We start from the raw sequence: 16,271 nt of genomic DNA, 5'->3' as shown, positions 1-16,271 counted from the left end.
TATTTATACAGGAGTTTCTTATGAAAAAACTATTCCTTGGAGCCATGGCTCTCCTTGCTGCTGTGACTTTGGTGGCATGTGGGTCAAAAAAAGACGCTTACGAATCTATTAAAGAAAATAAAAAACTTGTCGTGGCTGTCAGTCCAGACTATGCACCATTTGAGTTCAAAACTTTGGTTGACGGTAAAGACCAAGTTGTCGGTTCAGACATCAAGTTGGCACAAGCTATCGCTGATGAACTTGGGGTTAAACTCGAAGTGACAACTATGAGCTTTGACAATGTCCTTTCTAGTCTTCAAGCTGGTAAGGCTGACATTGCTATCTCTGGTATCTCAGTAACAGATGAACGTAAGAAAACCTTCGATTTCTCAGATCCTTACTACGAAACACAAAATGCTATCATTGTTCGTAAAGATCAAGAATCTACCTACTCAAGCCTAGATGCTTTCAAAGGTAAAAAAGTAGCTGTTCAAAAAGGTACTATCGAAGAAGGACTTGCTAAGAAACAGTTGAAAGACTCAACAGTCGTATCACTTACAGCAATGGGTGAAGCTATTAACGAAGTTAAGTCTGGCCAAGTTGATGCTGTAGACCTTGAAAAACCAGTAGCAGAAGGTTACGTGGCACAAAATCCAGATTTGGCTTTGGCCAGTGTTGCCCTCAAAGTTGACGATGGTGATGCTAAAGCAGTCGCTATGGCTAAAGGTAATGACAAATTGAAAGAAGCAGTAAACAAGGTTATCAAGAAATTGAAAGACAATGGTACTTACGACGAGTACATCAAGGATGCTTCTAAATATACAGCAGTTGAATAAAAGAGAGACTAGAGGATGATTCCTCTAGTTTTTTGTATGGTAAAGCCCCTGATAATCTCCAATAAGACTTAGAAAATAGTGTTGACATCAAAAATACTCAATCTTAAAAGATATTTCTTGACAGAAAAAGATCAGTCTTGTATACTTGAATAGAACGTGTAAAATGTTACATTATCTTGAGGAGGTGAATTCAATGTCAAAAACAGTAGTACGTAAAAACGAATCACTTGACGACGCTCTTCGTCGTTTCAAACGTTCTGTGACTAAAGCTGGTACTCTTCAAGAGGCTCGTAAACGTGAACATTACGAAAAACCTTCTGTAAAACGTAAACGTAAATCAGAGGCAGCTCGCAAACGTAAAAAATTCTAATTAAGAATGAAATTAACAGAAAAAAACTTGAGAAGACTCAAGTTTTTTTCTTTTCATCGAATAAATAAGTCAGTTAGTAGTCCTGAGGTACAAAAAAATAAGACGTCTGAGATTTCAGACGTCTTGAGTTTCATATGTCTTTAGTTGAACAAATAAAGATTATTTGTTTGCAAGAAGATCGCGGATTTCAGCAAGCAATTCTTCTTGTGATGGACCTGCTGCTTCAGCAGCATCCTCAGCTTCTTTTTTGCTAAGAGCTGTTGCTTTGCTAGCAGCTTTAACAACGAAGAAGAGAGTAGTACCAACGATGATGAAGTTGATAACTGCGCTCAAGAAGCTACCGTATGCGATACCGTTCCATGACAATTTAGAGAGGTTTTCAACGTTAGCAGCCTTAACAACTGGGTTAAGGATAAGTGGAGTGATGATATCACTTACAAGTGAAGTGATGATAGCGTTGAAAGCAGCCCCCATAACAACGGCTACAGCAAGATCAAGGACGTTACCCTTGAACAAAAAGTCTTTAAGTTCTTTAATCATTTTGACAATGAATCCTTTCTTTTATTTACTTTTAATAGTTTATCTGATTTTGTAAATCTTGACAAGGTATTTGCTCATGAAAAATCAATTTTATTTTACTTTCATTTTTCATCGTGTTATAATTAGGGGTAATGCAATTATGGTAAGATAGGGGGCGATTAGATGGTGATTGATAAAGCTTTAATAGAAGATATTAAGAGCAGTACCAACATCGTCGACGTGATTGGCGAAGTTGTCAGTCTTAATCGTGCAGGTCGCAATTACCTGGGTCTCTGCCCCTTCCATAAGGAGAAAACCCCCTCATTTAATGTTATTGAGGACAGACAGTTTTACCATTGTTTTGGTTGTGGAAAGTCTGGGGATGTCTTCAAATTTTTAGAGGAATACCGTCAGATTTCTTTCCAAGAAAGTGTCAAGGTTCTGGCAGACCGCTTAGGTATTGCAGTTACGATAGACGCACCAAGACAGGCTCAGCAGCAGAATTCTCCTAATCAAGCCTTCTATGATCTTCATGAGGATGCGCTTAAGTTTTATCACGCAGTCCTGATGACGACCAAGATAGGAGAAGCAGCGCGTGCCTACCTCTATGAGCGTGGTATGACTGACGATTTACTTAAGACCTTCCAGATTGGTCTAGCCCCTGACGAACCAGATTATCTCTATCAGTCTGTATCAAAAAAATATGACGAAGAGGTACTGACAGAATCAGGTCTTTTTAATCTTTCTGAAAGTAATCGTCTTTTCGATACTTTTAAGAATCGAATCATGTTTCCGCTTAAGAATGAGTTTGGAAAGACCATCGGTTTTTCAGGGCGTGTTTGGACTAAGGACGATATTGAAAAAGGACAAGCCAAGTACAAAAATACAAGGGCTACCCGCATTTTCAATAAGTCTTATGAACTCTACCACCTCGATCAGGCTAAACCGGTGATTCAGAAGACTCATGAAGTCTATCTGATGGAGGGATTCATGGATGTCATTGCTGCCTATAGGGCTGGGCATGTTAATGCTGTGGCTTCTATGGGGACGGCGTTGACCCCTGAACATGTCAATCGTCTGCGTAAACTCACCAAGAAAATTGTTCTGACCTATGATGGTGATAAGGCTGGGCAAAATGCGATTGCCAAGTCTCTTGAGCTTTTATCGGATTTTCAAGTCGATATTGTTAAAATTCCAGACAATATGGACCCTGATGAATATCTACAGAAAACATCCGAAGAGGCTTTGGGGAAACTCTTGGTCGAGTCCCGCATTTCAGATGTGGAATTTTGGATTGGACAGCTCAAGCCTGCTAATGTAGACAATCTTCAAGCAGAGATTGCCTATGTTGAGCAGATTGCTAAGATTATTGCCAAGTCACCTTCTGTGACGGCACAAAATTCTTACATTTCTAAGGTGGCTGACCTTTTGCCTGACTTTGATTTTTTCCAAGTCGAGCAAGCGGTCAATAACGAACGGTTGACCATGAGGAATCAGCAGACGGCTCAATTATCGGCTGCTAGTAATAGTGCTTATGAGTCTTCAGCGTCAGGATTCAGAGGGACGGTCAAACTACCTTCTACACCTAAGATTACAGGTCTTCGTCGAGCGGAAAATCAACTCTTCCATCGTATGCTTAATCATCCTATGATTTTGAATGACTATCGCATGAGAGAGGAGTTTTTCTTCCAAACACCTGAGTTAGAGGAGCTTTATCATATTCTGAAACAGGATGGTCAGATTGATACCGTAGCTTTGTCTCTACTTTCTCAAGAGGTGCAAACAGCCTATTATCAGGTTTTAGAGGAGATTTTACCACCTGAAACCAGTCTTGAAGAAGTTCAGGCTATTGAAGAGCGGAGAAATCATTTATTGAGGGAACAGGACTTTCGTAAGCAAAGTAAACAAATAAGAGAATCAAGTAACCACGGTGATGTGGATGCAGCGGTGGAAGCCCTGCAGATGCTCATCGACCAAAAACGAGATATGGAGTAACACATGGCAAAGAAAAAACAAAATACAGCATTTAACGTTCAAGTCGCTGATTTCATTCGTAACCACAAAAAAGCTGGTACAGCAATTGATGATGAAGTCACAGAAAAACTAGTTATCCCATTTGTTCTTGATGCTGATGGGATTGATGACCTTTTGGAACGTTTGACAGACGGTGGTATCTCTATCACTGATAAGGACGGAAATCCTTCATCTAAATATGTTGTTGAAGCCCCAAAACCAGAAGAGTTGACAGATGAGGAACTTCTTGGTTCAAACTCAGCTAAGGTCAATGACCCTGTTCGTATGTACCTCAAAGAGATTGGGGTAGTTCCTCTCTTGAGTAACGAAGAGGAAAAAGAATTGGCTATCGCTGTTGAAAATGGTGACTTGGAAGCTAAACAACGTTTGGCAGAAGCCAACCTTCGTTTGGTAGTCTCAATCGCTAAACGCTATGTAGGACGTGGTATGCAGTTCTTGGACTTGATTCAAGAAGGTAACATGGGGCTTATGAAAGCCGTTGATAAATTTGACTACTCTAAAGGCTTCAAATTCTCAACTTATGCGACATGGTGGATCCGTCAAGCGATCACACGTGCCATCGCAGACCAAGCACGTACCATCCGTATCCCAGTTCACATGGTTGAAACTATTAATAAATTGGTGCGTGAGCAACGTAACCTCTTGCAAGAGTTGGGACAAGACCCAACACCTGAGCAAATCGCTGAACGTATGGATATGACTCCAGATAAGGTTCGTGAAATCCTTAAGATTGCTCAAGAGCCAGTTTCTCTAGAAACACCTATCGGTGAAGAAGATGATAGCCATTTGGGTGACTTTATCGAGGATGAAGTTATTGAAAATCCAGTAGATTACACAACTCGTGTGGTTCTTCGTGAACAATTGGATGAAGTGCTTGATACTCTTACAGACCGTGAAGAGAATGTTCTTCGTCTTCGTTTCGGTCTTGATGATGGGAAGATGCGTACTTTGGAAGATGTTGGTAAAGTCTTCAATGTTACTCGTGAACGTATTCGTCAGATTGAAGCTAAAGCCCTTCGTAAATTGCGCCACCCAAGCCGTAGTAAACAACTTAAAGACTTTATTGAAGACTAAGATAGTAAATGGAAGGGGCCTGATTATTAGGCCCTGATTTTGGAGGAAAAGCTATGTCTGAAGTAAAATACACTGAAGCAGAAATTGAAAAAATCAAGGACCGTATCTTAGAAGCTTTAGAAATGGTTATTGACCCTGAGTTGGGAATTGATATTGTCAACCTTGGCCTTATTTACGATATCCGTTTCCAGCAAGATGGCTATACTGAAATCGATATGACCTTGACGACTATGGGATGCCCACTGGCAGACCTTTTGACAGACCAAATTTATGACGCTATGAAAGAAGTGCCAGAAGTCACTAAGACAGAGGTTAAATTGGTCTGGACACCAGCATGGACTATCGAAAAGATGAGTCGTTATGCCCGTATCGCCCTAGGTATTCGTTAGGAGAAATCTTATGAAAACACTGGCTATCGTTGTTCCTTGTTATAACGAGGAAGAGACTATTCATCCTTTTTTAGAGGCTTGTCAGGCAGTTGAGCGACAAATGGCCAATCAGTTGGCTTTCAACTATTACTTTGTCAATGACGGTTCAAAAGATCGCACCTTGGAAGTTTTGAGACAGGTTTCAAAACAATTTGAAAATGTTCACTATCTCTCTTTCTCTCGTAATTTTGGGAAGGAAGCAGGTTTACTGGCAGGACTTGAAGCAGCCCAAGGTGACTATGTCACAGTTATGGATGCCGATCTTCAAGATCCACCTGAACTTCTTATCGAGATGTATGCCAAAATCCAAGAAGGTTACGACGTTGTCGGAACACGACGTGCTGACCGCAAGGGTGAGCCACCTATTCGTTCACTCTTTGCTAAGGCCTTCTATTGGTTGATAAATAAAGTTTCTGATACCGAAATGGTGGATGGGGCACGTGATTTCCGCTTGATGACTCGTCAAGTCGTTGATGCCATCCTTGAGCTCAAGGAAGTGAATCGCTTTTCAAAAGGGCTCTTTTCTTGGGTCGGCTTTGATGTGGCCTACGTCTCTTATGAAAATCGTGAACGTGTGGCAGGAGAGACTTCTTGGTCTTTCTGGAGCCTATTGAGTTACTCACTTGATGGCTTTATCAACTTCTCAGAAGTACCCTTGAAACTTGCCACATGGGCAGGAACCTTCTCATTCTTAATCTCCTTGGTTGGAATTCTCTTTGTCGTTATCCGAAAACTAACTATAGGTGGGAGTGTTGCAGGCTGGGCAAGCCTTGTCTCGATCATCCTCTTTATCGGAGGAATCCAACTCTTGGCCTTGGGAATCATCGGGAACTATATTTCAAAGATTTTCCTAGAAACCAAGAAACGACCAGTTTATGTTATTAAAGAAAAAGGGTGAAGATAACCAGCTATTTATACAAATAAATTTGTTGTATAGAATTATTTATGAAAGCAGATTTTTTCTGCTTTTTTTGATAAAATTAAAGTGCTATTAATGAAAATTACAAGGAGAAAAATATGATTCTAGTAACAGGTGCAAATGGTCAACTTGGAACTGAGCTTCGTCACCTTCTTGATGAACGTAACGAAGAATATGTAGCAGTAGATGTGGCAGAAATGGACATCACTGATGCTGCCAAAGTAGATGAAGTTTTTGCGGAAGTAAAACCAACCTTGGTTTATCACTGTGCTGCTTACACAGCTGTTGATGCTGCTGAAGATGAAGGTAAAGAGCTTGACTATGCTATCAACGTGACAGGTACTGAAAATGTCGCTAAGGCTGCTGAAAAACATGGTGCAACGCTAGTTTATATTTCAACAGACTACGTTTTCGATGGTGAAAAACCAGTCGGTCAAGAGTGGGAAGTTGATGACAAACCAGATCCACAGACAGAGTATGGTCGTACAAAACGCATGGGTGAAGAGTTAGTCGAAAAACATGTGACTAACTACTACATTATCCGTACTGCGTGGGTGTTCGGTAACTATGGTAAGAACTTTGTCTTCACTATGCAAAACCTTGCTAAAACTCACAAAACACTTACAGTTGTTAATGACCAACATGGTCGCCCGACTTGGACACGTACTTTGGCAGAGTTCATGACTTATTTGGCTGAAAACCGTAAGGAATATGGTTACTATCACTTGTCAAATGATGCAGCAGAAGATACAACTTGGTATGACTTTGCGGTTGAAATCCTCAAAGATACTGATGTTGAAGTGAAACCTGTTGATTCAAGCCAATTCCCAGCTAAAGCTAAACGCCCACTTAACTCAACAATGAGTTTGGCTAAGGCTAAGGCTACAGGATTTGTCATTCCAACATGGCAAGATGCTTTGAAAGAGTTTTACAAACAAGAAGTGAAATAAGAATCAAGGTCAGTTAAATAGATTTGAATATATTTGACTGACCTTTTTAATAGAGTTTTCAGGAGAAACTACGTATAAAAATGTCAGATTTACTTATTATTATTCCAGCCTATAACGAAGAAGGCTCGATTGAAAATGTTGTTAACAACATCATTCAAAATTATCCTCAATATGACTACGTCATTATCAATGATGGCTCTCGTGATAAGACTTCACAAATTTGCCATGAGAATCATTACAATATTGTTGATTTGCCAGTGAATCTCGGTCTTGCGGGAGCTTTTCAAACAGGTTTAAGATATGCATATGAGCATGGTTATAAAAAAGCGGTGCAATTTGATGCAGATGGTCAACACTTACCAGAATATATTCAAGGTCTGGAAGAAAAAATCAATGATGGCTTTGATTTAGTTATTGGTTCTCGATTTGTTACAGAGAAACGACCAAATTCTTTACGAATGTTAGGTAATATCTTAATTAGTTCAGCTATTAAACTTACCACTGGTAAGACAATTAAGGACCCAACTTCAGGAATGAGAATGTTCTCAGAAGATTTAATTAAAGAGTTTGCACTCAATATTAACTATGGTCCAGAGCCAGATACTGTGTCTTATCTCATCCGTAATGGTGTAAAAGTTGCGGAAGCACAAGTTAGAATGGAAGATAGACAAGCGGGAGAAAGTTATTTGACTCTTTCTCGTTCTATTAAATATATGACACATATGTTTGTGTCAATTCTACTCATTCAAAACTTTAGAAAGCGAGGCTAGACTCCATGACTATTTGGTTTCAAATTGTTCTAATTTTTGTATCTCTAGCGACAGTTACCTTTATTCTTAGAGGGATTAGAAAATCTCAAGTACAAATTAATGATTCACTATTTTGGATTTTCTTCTCAGTAGTATTGCTTATATTTAGCGTCTTTCCAAAATTAGCTGAGATTATTGCGAGTGCGTTAGGAATTGTTTCGGCGGTAAACTTTATTTTTCTCTTTATCATTTTCCTTCTACTGATTAATCAATATCAATTAACAGTTCGCTTGTCTAAACTTGATACAAAGTTCAAAAACTTAGTACAAACAATTGCCTTGAGAGGGAAAGATGAGTAAAAAAAGTCAGCTTCCAGATGCAAAAACGATATATTTTTGGAATCTGCTGGGAAATTTAGCAGCTTCAGGTGTATCGGTTTTATATCTCTTAATCGTTACTCGATTGACTTCGGCGTCTCTAGCTGACCAATTTAGTTTGGTATGGTCTATCGGGACTCTTTGGGTAGTTATCGGTCTTTTTCAAGTTCGAAATTATCATGGAACAGATGTAAGGCAGAAGCATTCGTTTAGAGCGTACTTTCAAGCCCGCATTCTGACGATACTTGCCATGATAGTAACACTGTTACCTTATTTAAAGATAATAGGGGGTAATAGATATACCTCGTCTGTTATTTTAATGGCGTTTCTGATGATTTTATATCGAGCTTGGGATTCAGTCTCTGATCTTTTTCAGGGGTTGTTTCAACAACGTGAGCGTATGGATATTGCAGGAAAGACCATGTTCTATCGTTATTCGACTAGTACGGTGGTCTTGTTTCTTGCTTTGCTTATTTCAAAATCTCTTATTACATCCTTGCTAGCTTTGACCATTTGGAATGGACTTTTTATTCTATTATATGAGTTTAGGTTTGTTCATCACTTCGAATCAATTAATTGGAGAGGAGTATTTGACCTAAGGAAGATTCATGAGTCTCTGGATATCCTTAAGGAGTGCTTCCCACTTTTCTTGAACGGTTTCATACTACTTTATGTTTTAAATGAGCCTAAATTAATCATTGAGCGAGGTTTATCTGAGGGAGTATTACAAACAGGAATGCAAAGAGATTTCAATATTCTCTTCATGCCTGTCTTTTTCATGAGCCTTATTATTCTAATGGTTCGTCCTTTGATTACACAACTTGCTTTTTTGTATGTGGATAAAGAATATGAGAAGTTTGATTCGATTATCAAAAAACTTTTGCTTTATATCATAGGTGGTGGGTTACTAGTAGTTTGTTTAGCTTATTTACTAGGAGTCCAAGTATTAGGACTAGTCTTTGGATTAGATTTAGCATCTTATCAGGTACCATTTACAATTTTGATTTTAGCTGGAGTTTTGTACGCTGTCGCGATTATTTTTGAAAACATCCTTACCATTATGCGAAAGCAACACCTACTGATTGCTATTTATGTTGCAATGTTGGTTGTTACTTTATTAATTACTAAGACATTTATCTATTCGTGGGGGATGCTTGGTGCTTCATTAGCATTTTTAGTAGTTATGATTGTGTATGTGTTTGGTATTTCAATTATTTATTTTAGAGAAAGAATTAAAGAGAGAAGACAATGACTTACGATTTGACTGTAATTATTCCAGTATATAATATGGAAAACTTACTTTCTAATTGCTTAGACAGTATTGTAGAGCAAAATAAACTTGAAGAATGTTCACTGAGAGTAATATGTGTAAATGATGGAAGTACCGATAATTCTAAAAAAATCATAGAAGAGTATTCAAATAGATTTTCATTTATTGAACTCCTTAATAAAGAAAATGGTGGAGTTTCTTCTGCTAGAAATGCAGGGCTTGATTTGGTAAGTGATAGTGAATATGTCACTTTTATTGATCCTGATGATTCTATTTGTCCAGATTATATTCAAAACTTTATTTTGAATAAAGGTAGTGATGTTATTTACTTTGATTTTGATTTAGTTGATTCGGAGGGGAAATTACTTAAGCACTTAAATGTGAATCCTTTTTATTCGAAGTTAGAATCTGAAGAAGTGAATCTACGTTATTTCCTATTAACAAAACATGCTTCTTGGACTAGAATTTATAGGTCAGAATTCTTAAGTAAATTTCGTTTTCCTATAGGAAAAATTTACGAAGATATTGCTTTGATGCCATATATAACTTCTCTATGTTCTAGCGTGAGCTATATTCAAATACCAATATATAAGTATACGGTGAATACTGCCGGCTCTATCATGAATTCTAATAAATCGAATATATTTGATATTTATGATTCATTAAAGTATTTATTTGATTTATTTAATGATAAATTCGAAACCTATAAGGATGAGCTGCAATATTTAGCAATTGAGCACCTATGTGTCGGACATACTTATCGTTTGTTAAATTACCCTGAGGCTACAAAACAAGATTTTAAAGATATTATTATCTTTATGGAGAAGTATTTTGGAAAACATTGGGATAAAAATAAGTATGTTAAACGTGGAGTTCAAAAAGTAAATATTAATTCATCGCTATCATATGTTGTCCCTGTATTTTTGAAATTCTTAAAATACGGTGGTTTTAGTGTTTGGCCAGTTATCAAAAAATTGAAAGGTAGTTGAGTGATAATGCGGACAGATTTAATTGCTTCAAAAATGCAGGAGGTTTCTTCTGATTTTTTGAAAAATTTACGTAAGCACTGGATGCAGGTTATCCTGGTTTGGCTTACAATTGGAGTAATATATATATATTTAGGTGGTAGTCTTGTAAATCTTCCTAAAAGTTTATTATTAGTAACAGGTATATTCTTTTCTATCATTATTTTATTACCAGGGAAATTTTATAACAAAATAGCCATTGCTATTGTACTTTCAGGAAGTTTATTTGTTGTTTCTTCCCCTAACCTTGACATTCCAGATGAGAATGCACATTTTGCTCGTGCCTTATATGTAGCAGATTTCCATGCTTATCTACCGAAAAAAGACAAGGATTTAAAAGTCTCAGATGATGTTAGTAAGGTTACTAAAGAGTTTAAAGTTCCTTTAAAACAAACTGGTTTAGATAAGATAAAGGTATCTTTTAAAAAGGTACATTCTTCACTCTTTATTGTTACCAATGCATCATCATTTATCCCTTACATTCCTCAAGTGATTGGTATTTGGATAGCAAGGATTCTAGGACTTAGTCTCCTATGGTTAGTCATTTTAGGTCGTTTTTGTAATTTAGTGTGTTATGCTTTAATTACTCGTCTTGCTATAAAAAAAGCTAAAGGTTTTGAAATTCTTTTTGGCACCATTGCTTTGTTACCAATGTGTGTTTATTTAGCGGCTTCTTTCAGTACTGATGGAATGGTTAACGCATTAACGTTTTATTTGATAGCACAGTTCTGTTATCTGATAAATAGAGAACAAAAAGTAAGTTTAAGAGATATGATCATTTTTGCAGCACTGAGCTTAGTTTTAGCAACGATGAAATTACCATATGTTCTTTTAGTGGGCTTATTATTGTTTATACCAAAGGAAAAGATGACAATTAAGAAGAACTATCTTTATGCAGCTCTATTAATTTTTGTTACCGCCATATTAAGTTTCTTATGGTTGAAGCAATCGAGTGATATTAATGCAAGTAAGGTAACTCATGGTGCAAACCCAGTGGACAAGATAAAATTCACTATTGCACATGCTAACGTCTTTTTCAAGACCTTCCTTCGGGAATGGATTGACTTGATTCCCAATAAGATGGGGTCATTATTTACTTTCGGTTGGTTAACCTATGGTTTAGGTAATATTTCGTGGTATTATCTTATCTTTGTAAGTTCTATTATTTTAATGCTTCCTCAACCTTTACCTTTACCAAAAATTAGTAAAATTGGTACTGCACTTGTAGCTATTGGAATTTCATTTGGTATTTTAATGACTTCATATCTTATGTGGGGCCAAACTGCTGATATTAGTTTTGCAGGTGTTCAAGGTCGTTATTTCACAGGTGTTTTACTCCTATTAGGTTTGTTTGTTAACTGTTCAAGAGTATTTTATCCTCAAAATAACATAGACTTCGATGAGACAATTGATAGACGAGAATACTTTGTTTATGTTATTGCCAATCTGTTTATATTGATGTCAGTAGTATTGACAATTCTTCAGTATTACGGTGTGAAGAACTGAATTTCTAGCATTTTATAAATAGTTTTTTTAAGCAGTCCTTAGTGGCTGCTTTTCTGTTTGCATTAGGCAAAAGCTTTGTAAAATGGTATAATTGACTAGATTATAGACTTGTTAGAAAGGGGATTTATGCAACACGTATTCATTATCGGAAGTCGTGGACTTCCAGCAAAATACGGTGGTTTTGAGACATTTGTAGATCAATTAGTCTCCAACCAAGTTTCATCCCAAGTTAAATACCATGTTGCCTGCCTTTCTGATCAAAAGGCCTATGAGCATTTCGAATATAAGGGTGTAGATTGTTTCACGATTAAGGCACCGAAATTAGGACCGGCTCGCGTTATTGCCTATGATATGATGGCTATTAATTACGCTTTGAAGATAATCCATGAGGAAAATATAGAAGAACCGATTTTCTATGTTCTAGGAAATACTATAGGTGCTTTTGTGGCTCCCTTTGCTACTAAGATTCATAAAATTGGTGGTAAATTCTACATTAATCCAGATGGTTTGGAGTGGAAAAGAGCTAAGTGGCCCAAGCCAGTACAAGCTTATCTAAAGTACTCTGAGAAAGTAATGACAAGACATGCTGATTTAGTTATCTCGGATAATCCAGGCATTGAAACTTATATTCAAGATGCCTATCCGTGGTCTAAGACAACTTATATTGCTTATGGAACAGACTTATCACCGACAAGACTTACAAATCAGGATGCTAAAGTTAGAGATATTTACAAGACGTGGAACACTTACGAGAAAAACTATTATTTGATTCTTGGTCGTTTTGTTCCAGAAAATAACTATGAAACGGCCATTCGTGAGTTTATGAGTTCCTCAACAAAACGTGATTTAATTATTATTTGTAATCATGAGGGCAATGCTTATTTTGAGGAATTGCGTTCTAAAACACAGTTTGATACGGATCCACGTGTGAAGTTTGTTGGAACAGTTTATGATCAAGACCTATTAAAATATATTCGCAAAGAAGCCTTTGCTTATATTCATGGTCATGAAGTTGGAGGAACCAACCCTGGCTTACTGGAAGCTATGGCACAAACTGATTTGAATTTAGTATTAGGCGTCTCATTTAACCGGTCAGTAGCTCAAGATACAGCTTGTTATTGGAAAAAAGATGAGGGCAATCTGTCCTATTTGATTGATCAAGTAGATGGTGTTTTAGATTACTCTGAACTAGGAAAGTTAGCTAAGGAGAACATGGAACAGAACTTTACTTGGAAAAAAATTGTAGGTGAGTACGAGGAGTTATTTTTATCATGAAAGTAAATATCTTACTGTCAACCTACAATGGTAAGCAGTATTTAGCAGAACAAGTGAAGAGTATCCAAGAGCAAACCTATCAAGAGTGGAAACTTCTCATACGTGACGATGGTTCATCTGATGGGACAGTTGAAATTATTAAACAACTGGCTGCACGAGATTCACGTATTCACTTTATCAATGAGAATCATGTTGAAAACGTTGGTGTAATCAAAAGTTTCCATGCCCTACTTAAGCATGGGGAGGCAGACCTATACTGTTTCAGTGATCAGGATGATTTTTGGCTTCCTGAAAAAATCTCACTTCAAGTGGCAGAAGCCAAAAAGTATTCTCAGGATAAACCTTTACTCATTTACACAGATTTAAAGGTAGTGGATGAAAATTTATCTGTCCTGCATGAGAGTATGATTCGTACTCAGTCTGACCATGCGAATACTGAGCTGATTCAAGAGTTGACTGAAAATACAGTTACTGGTGGCGTTGCTATGATAAACCATGCTTTAGCAGAACTATGGACTGGTGAGGAAAAGCATGATTTACTGATGCATGACTGGTATCTGGGTTTGCTAGCTTCTGCCTTTGGTAACTTAGTCTATATTGATGAGCCAACCGAGCTTTATCGTCAGCATAGCAGTAATGTCCTTGGCGCCCGAACTTTGCGAAAGCGGATGAAAAATTGGGTTAGACCCCATATCCTTTTTGCCAAATATTGGAGTCTTATCAAAGCTAGTCAAGATCAGGCTAGAAATTTGTTAGAACTCCCGTTAAGTTCACAGAATAAGGAAATCATTGAAAACTTTGTGACAATTATGGATGCTCCATTTAGAGAACGTTTAGCACGTATCCGAAAATACGGTTATCGAAAAAATAGAGCTTTTCACACAACTGTGTTTACGACATTGATTCTTACAAAGTTTGCATATAGAGGAGAGAAAGATGTTAGACTTTTTTAGTCAGAAAAATCGTATTTTGTTACGAGAAATGGTTAAAACCGATTTCAAATTGCGCTATCAAGGTAGTTTAATCGGTCATTTGTGGTCTATTTTGAAACCACTTATGCTCTTTACAATCATGTACCTAGTGTTTGTTCGCTTCTTGCGTTTTGACGACGGAACACCGCATTACGCTATTGGCCTCTTAATTGGTATGGTTACATGGAGTTTCTTTTCAGAAGCGACGAGTATGGGTATGATGTCAATTGTATCAAGGGGTGACTTGTTACGAAAATTGAATTTTTCGAAAGAGATTATCGTCATTTCATCTGTTGTTGGGGCTTCAATTAACTATATTATCAACCTACTTGTTGTCTTTGTTTTTGCCTTGGTAAACGGTGTTAATTTTTCAGTTGGATGGTTGACAGTTATTCCATTATTTGCGGAACTTTTCCTTTTCTCAGCTGGTATTGCCTTTGTCTTAGCAACGCTCTTTGTTAAGTACCGTGACATTGGTCCGATTTGGGAAGTAGTTATGCAAGCTGGTATGTATGCGACACCCATTATCTATTCATTGACATTTATTTTGCAACGTGGACAAGTTAAGATTGCAAAACTGATGATGTTGAATCCTTTAGCACAAATTATTCAGGACTTGCGACATTTTATTGTCTTCTCAGGTAGCTTACGTGGTTGGGATTTAATTGGACATAAGGCTATTGCTATCATTCCGTATTTCCTACCACTTGTTATCTTTGCTATTGGTTACTACATTTTCCATCATCAAGCTAAAAAATTCGCGGAGATTCTCTAATGACAGAAAAGAAAATTGCAGTTAAAGTGGACCATGTAAGTAAGTTTTTCAAATTACCGGTTGAGTCTACTCAAAGTCTTAGAACTGCCCTAGTAAATAGGTTTAAAGGAATCAAAGGCTATAAAGAACAACATGTCTTGAAAGACATTGACTTCGAAGTTGAGGAAGGTGATTTCTTCGGAATCGTGGGACGAAATGGTTCAGGGAAATCAACATTATTGAAGATTATTTCTCAAATTTATGTTCCTGAACAAGGGACGGTTACCGTAAATGGCAAAATGGTTTCATTTATTGAACTTGGTGTCGGTTTCAACCCTGAATTAACTGGACGTGAGAATGTTTATATGAACGGAGCCATGCTTGGCTTTACGACGGCAGAAGTTGATGCCATGTATGATGAGATTGTTGAGTTCGCAGAGCTTGAAGATTTCATGAACCAAAAACTCAAGAACTACTCGTCTGGTATGCAGGTCCGTTTGGCTTTCTCTGTGGCTATCAAGGCACAGGGTGATGTTCTTATCCTTGACGAGGTTCTTGCAGTAGGTGATGAAGCCTTCCAACGTAAGTGTAATGACTACTTTATGGAACGTAAGAAATCAGGGAAAACAACAATTCTTGTAACCCATGATATGGGAGCTGTTAAGAAGTACTGTAACAAGGCTATTTTGATTGAGGACGGATACATTAAAGCCAAAGGCGAGCCTAGAGACGTTGCCAATCAATATAGTTTTGACAATACAGAACAAGTAATCACTTCAGAACAATCAGGAATTGAAAGAAGTGGTTCAGTTGTGGAAAATCTGAAGTTATCACTATTGTCTTCTAAGAGAGCGACACCAAATGAACCAATTTCATTTGATTTGATGTATACTCTGCTAGAAGATGTGCCTACTTATATTGCTATCTCATTTACAGATATTGATCGTAATATTTGGATTTACAATGATAATACGATGGATAATTTAACAAGTGGCAAGGGTGATGTTAAAGTAAACTATCAGTGTTCACTGGCAGGGCTAAACGATATTAAGTTAAAACTCGAAATTACTGTAAGGGATGCGAATAACCAAGTTCTAGCCTTTCTTCCAGCTGATGAGATTCCAGTTATTGTTCTAAATAGGGATGATATTGATGAAGATGACGAGTCAGCTAAAGATTCTGCAACTGGTATTATTCAAAGAAATGGGAAGTGGAGTTTTTCTTAAGAGAAAAAA

17 protein-coding genes are annotated in these 16,271 nt (G+C 37.3%); 16 read left to right on the top strand and 1 reads right to left on the bottom strand.

The genetic code is table 11. From position 1 onward, the window contains the following. The first annotated feature begins 20 nt into the window (after window positions 1–20). On the top strand, window positions 21–815 hold the full coding sequence (locus HMPREF1519_RS08100) for an ABC transporter substrate-binding protein (RefSeq protein WP_002886806.1): 795 nt from the start codon (window positions 21–23) through the stop codon (window positions 813–815). 193 nt (window positions 816–1,008) lie between these two features. After that, a complete protein-coding gene (rpsU, locus tag HMPREF1519_RS08095; RefSeq protein ID WP_002884573.1) occupies window positions 1,009–1,185 on the top strand; it encodes a 30S ribosomal protein S21 in 177 nt (58 codons plus the stop codon). Between the two features lie 159 nt (window positions 1,186–1,344). Here rpsU and mscL read toward each other — a convergent pair whose 3' ends face one another. Further along, on the bottom strand, window positions 1,345–1,725 hold the full coding sequence (gene mscL, locus HMPREF1519_RS08090; RefSeq protein ID WP_037611854.1) for a large conductance mechanosensitive channel protein MscL: 381 nt from the start codon (window positions 1,723–1,725) through the stop codon (window positions 1,345–1,347). Between the two features lie 162 nt (window positions 1,726–1,887). On the opposite strand from mscL, the gene dnaG reads away from it, so the two are divergent. The 14 genes from dnaG (at window position 1,888) to HMPREF1519_RS08020 (ending at window position 16,262) form a co-directional block, all read left to right on the top strand. Continuing rightward, window positions 1,888–3,699: a DNA primase gene (gene dnaG / locus HMPREF1519_RS10505; protein ID WP_037611852.1), complete on the top strand. Its 1,812-nt coding sequence runs from the start codon at window positions 1,888–1,890 to the stop codon at window positions 3,697–3,699. A gap of 3 nt (window positions 3,700–3,702) precedes the next feature. Beyond that, window positions 3,703–4,812 carry an RNA polymerase sigma factor RpoD gene (gene rpoD / locus HMPREF1519_RS10500; RefSeq protein WP_002884252.1) on the top strand — a complete coding sequence of 370 codons (1,110 nt, stop codon included), beginning with the start codon at window positions 3,703–3,705 and terminating at the stop codon, window positions 4,810–4,812. A gap of 53 nt (window positions 4,813–4,865) precedes the next feature. Continuing rightward, window positions 4,866–5,201, top strand: coding sequence for a metal-sulfur cluster assembly factor (locus HMPREF1519_RS08075; protein WP_002884757.1), 336 nt, complete (start codon window positions 4,866–4,868; stop codon window positions 5,199–5,201). Window positions 5,202–5,211: 10 nt separating this feature from the next. Beyond that, window positions 5,212–6,138, top strand: coding sequence for a glycosyltransferase family 2 protein (locus HMPREF1519_RS08070; protein ID WP_037611851.1), 927 nt, complete (start codon window positions 5,212–5,214; stop codon window positions 6,136–6,138). Between the two features lie 119 nt (window positions 6,139–6,257). Further along, window positions 6,258–7,109, top strand: coding sequence for a dTDP-4-dehydrorhamnose reductase (gene rfbD, locus HMPREF1519_RS08065; protein WP_002884247.1), 852 nt, complete (start codon window positions 6,258–6,260; stop codon window positions 7,107–7,109). Window positions 7,110–7,183: 74 nt separating this feature from the next. Further along, window positions 7,184–7,879 (top strand): glycosyltransferase family 2 protein, encoded by a 696-nt coding sequence (locus HMPREF1519_RS08060; protein WP_173018418.1) that lies wholly within the window; start codon window positions 7,184–7,186, stop codon window positions 7,877–7,879. 5 nt (window positions 7,880–7,884) lie between these two features. Beyond that, on the top strand, window positions 7,885–8,217 hold the full coding sequence (locus HMPREF1519_RS08055; protein ID WP_037611849.1) for a DUF2304 domain-containing protein: 333 nt from the start codon (window positions 7,885–7,887) through the stop codon (window positions 8,215–8,217). Continuing rightward, window positions 8,210–9,487, top strand: coding sequence for a lipopolysaccharide biosynthesis protein (locus HMPREF1519_RS08050; RefSeq protein WP_037611848.1), 1,278 nt, complete (start codon window positions 8,210–8,212; stop codon window positions 9,485–9,487). The genes HMPREF1519_RS08055 and HMPREF1519_RS08050 overlap by 8 nt, the downstream gene beginning before the upstream one ends. Continuing rightward, window positions 9,484–10,494 carry a glycosyltransferase gene (locus tag HMPREF1519_RS08045; RefSeq protein ID WP_037611847.1) on the top strand — a complete coding sequence of 337 codons (1,011 nt, stop codon included), beginning with the start codon at window positions 9,484–9,486 and terminating at the stop codon, window positions 10,492–10,494. Before HMPREF1519_RS08050 ends, HMPREF1519_RS08045 begins: the two co-directional genes overlap by 4 nt. Before the next feature lie 6 nt (window positions 10,495–10,500). Beyond that, on the top strand, window positions 10,501–12,036 hold the full coding sequence (locus tag HMPREF1519_RS08040) for a DUF2142 domain-containing protein (RefSeq protein ID WP_037611953.1): 1,536 nt from the start codon (window positions 10,501–10,503) through the stop codon (window positions 12,034–12,036). Between the two features lie 126 nt (window positions 12,037–12,162). After that, complete coding sequence (cps2T, locus tag HMPREF1519_RS08035; RefSeq protein ID WP_037611845.1) at window positions 12,163–13,311, top strand: beta 1-4 rhamnosyltransferase Cps2T; 1,149 nt, start codon at window positions 12,163–12,165, stop codon at window positions 13,309–13,311. Further along, on the top strand, window positions 13,308–14,264 hold the full coding sequence (locus HMPREF1519_RS08030; protein ID WP_037611843.1) for a glycosyltransferase family 2 protein: 957 nt from the start codon (window positions 13,308–13,310) through the stop codon (window positions 14,262–14,264). The genes cps2T and HMPREF1519_RS08030 overlap by 4 nt, the downstream gene beginning before the upstream one ends. Then, window positions 14,248–15,057 carry an ABC transporter permease gene (locus HMPREF1519_RS08025; protein WP_037611841.1) on the top strand — a complete coding sequence of 270 codons (810 nt, stop codon included), beginning with the start codon at window positions 14,248–14,250 and terminating at the stop codon, window positions 15,055–15,057. The genes HMPREF1519_RS08030 and HMPREF1519_RS08025 overlap by 17 nt, the downstream gene beginning before the upstream one ends. Further along, window positions 15,057–16,262, top strand: a complete 1,206-nt coding sequence (locus tag HMPREF1519_RS08020; RefSeq protein ID WP_037611840.1) for an ABC transporter ATP-binding protein — start codon at window positions 15,057–15,059, stop codon at window positions 16,260–16,262. Before HMPREF1519_RS08025 ends, HMPREF1519_RS08020 begins: the two co-directional genes overlap by 1 nt. Window positions 16,263–16,271 lie beyond the last annotated feature (9 nt).

This window comes from Streptococcus sp. SR4, from assembly GCF_000517725.1.
Classification (GTDB): domain Bacteria; phylum Bacillota; class Bacilli; order Lactobacillales; family Streptococcaceae; genus Streptococcus; species Streptococcus salivarius_F.
This window is presented reverse-complemented; position numbering and strand designations above follow the sequence as displayed.

Excerpts from the sequence above, each read along its gene's own strand:
- rpsU (WP_002884573.1), top strand. The coding sequence starts at position 1,009 with ATGTCAAAAACAGTAGTACGTAAAAACGAATCACTTGACGACGCTCTT.
- HMPREF1519_RS08055 (WP_037611849.1), top strand. The coding sequence starts at position 7,885 with ATGACTATTTGGTTTCAAATTGTTCTAATTTTTGTATCTCTAGCGACA.
- cps2T (WP_037611845.1), top strand. The coding sequence starts at position 12,163 with ATGCAACACGTATTCATTATCGGAAGTCGTGGACTTCCAGCAAAATAC.
- HMPREF1519_RS08070 (WP_037611851.1), top strand. The coding sequence starts at position 5,212 with ATGAAAACACTGGCTATCGTTGTTCCTTGTTATAACGAGGAAGAGACT.
- rpoD (WP_002884252.1), top strand. The coding sequence starts at position 3,703 with ATGGCAAAGAAAAAACAAAATACAGCATTTAACGTTCAAGTCGCTGAT.
- HMPREF1519_RS08100 (WP_002886806.1), top strand. The coding sequence starts at position 21 with ATGAAAAAACTATTCCTTGGAGCCATGGCTCTCCTTGCTGCTGTGACT.
- HMPREF1519_RS08045 (WP_037611847.1), top strand. The coding sequence starts at position 9,484 with ATGACTTACGATTTGACTGTAATTATTCCAGTATATAATATGGAAAAC.
- rfbD (WP_002884247.1), top strand. The coding sequence starts at position 6,258 with ATGATTCTAGTAACAGGTGCAAATGGTCAACTTGGAACTGAGCTTCGT.
- mscL (WP_037611854.1), bottom strand. The coding sequence starts at position 1,725 with ATGATTAAAGAACTTAAAGACTTTTTGTTCAAGGGTAACGTCCTTGAT.
- dnaG (WP_037611852.1), top strand. The coding sequence starts at position 1,888 with ATGGTGATTGATAAAGCTTTAATAGAAGATATTAAGAGCAGTACCAAC.
- HMPREF1519_RS08075 (WP_002884757.1), top strand. The coding sequence starts at position 4,866 with ATGTCTGAAGTAAAATACACTGAAGCAGAAATTGAAAAAATCAAGGAC.
- HMPREF1519_RS08050 (WP_037611848.1), top strand. The coding sequence starts at position 8,210 with ATGAGTAAAAAAAGTCAGCTTCCAGATGCAAAAACGATATATTTTTGG.
- HMPREF1519_RS08040 (WP_037611953.1), top strand. The coding sequence starts at position 10,501 with ATGCGGACAGATTTAATTGCTTCAAAAATGCAGGAGGTTTCTTCTGAT.
- HMPREF1519_RS08020 (WP_037611840.1), top strand. The coding sequence starts at position 15,057 with ATGACAGAAAAGAAAATTGCAGTTAAAGTGGACCATGTAAGTAAGTTT.
- HMPREF1519_RS08025 (WP_037611841.1), top strand. The coding sequence starts at position 14,248 with ATGTTAGACTTTTTTAGTCAGAAAAATCGTATTTTGTTACGAGAAATG.
- HMPREF1519_RS08030 (WP_037611843.1), top strand. The coding sequence starts at position 13,308 with ATGAAAGTAAATATCTTACTGTCAACCTACAATGGTAAGCAGTATTTA.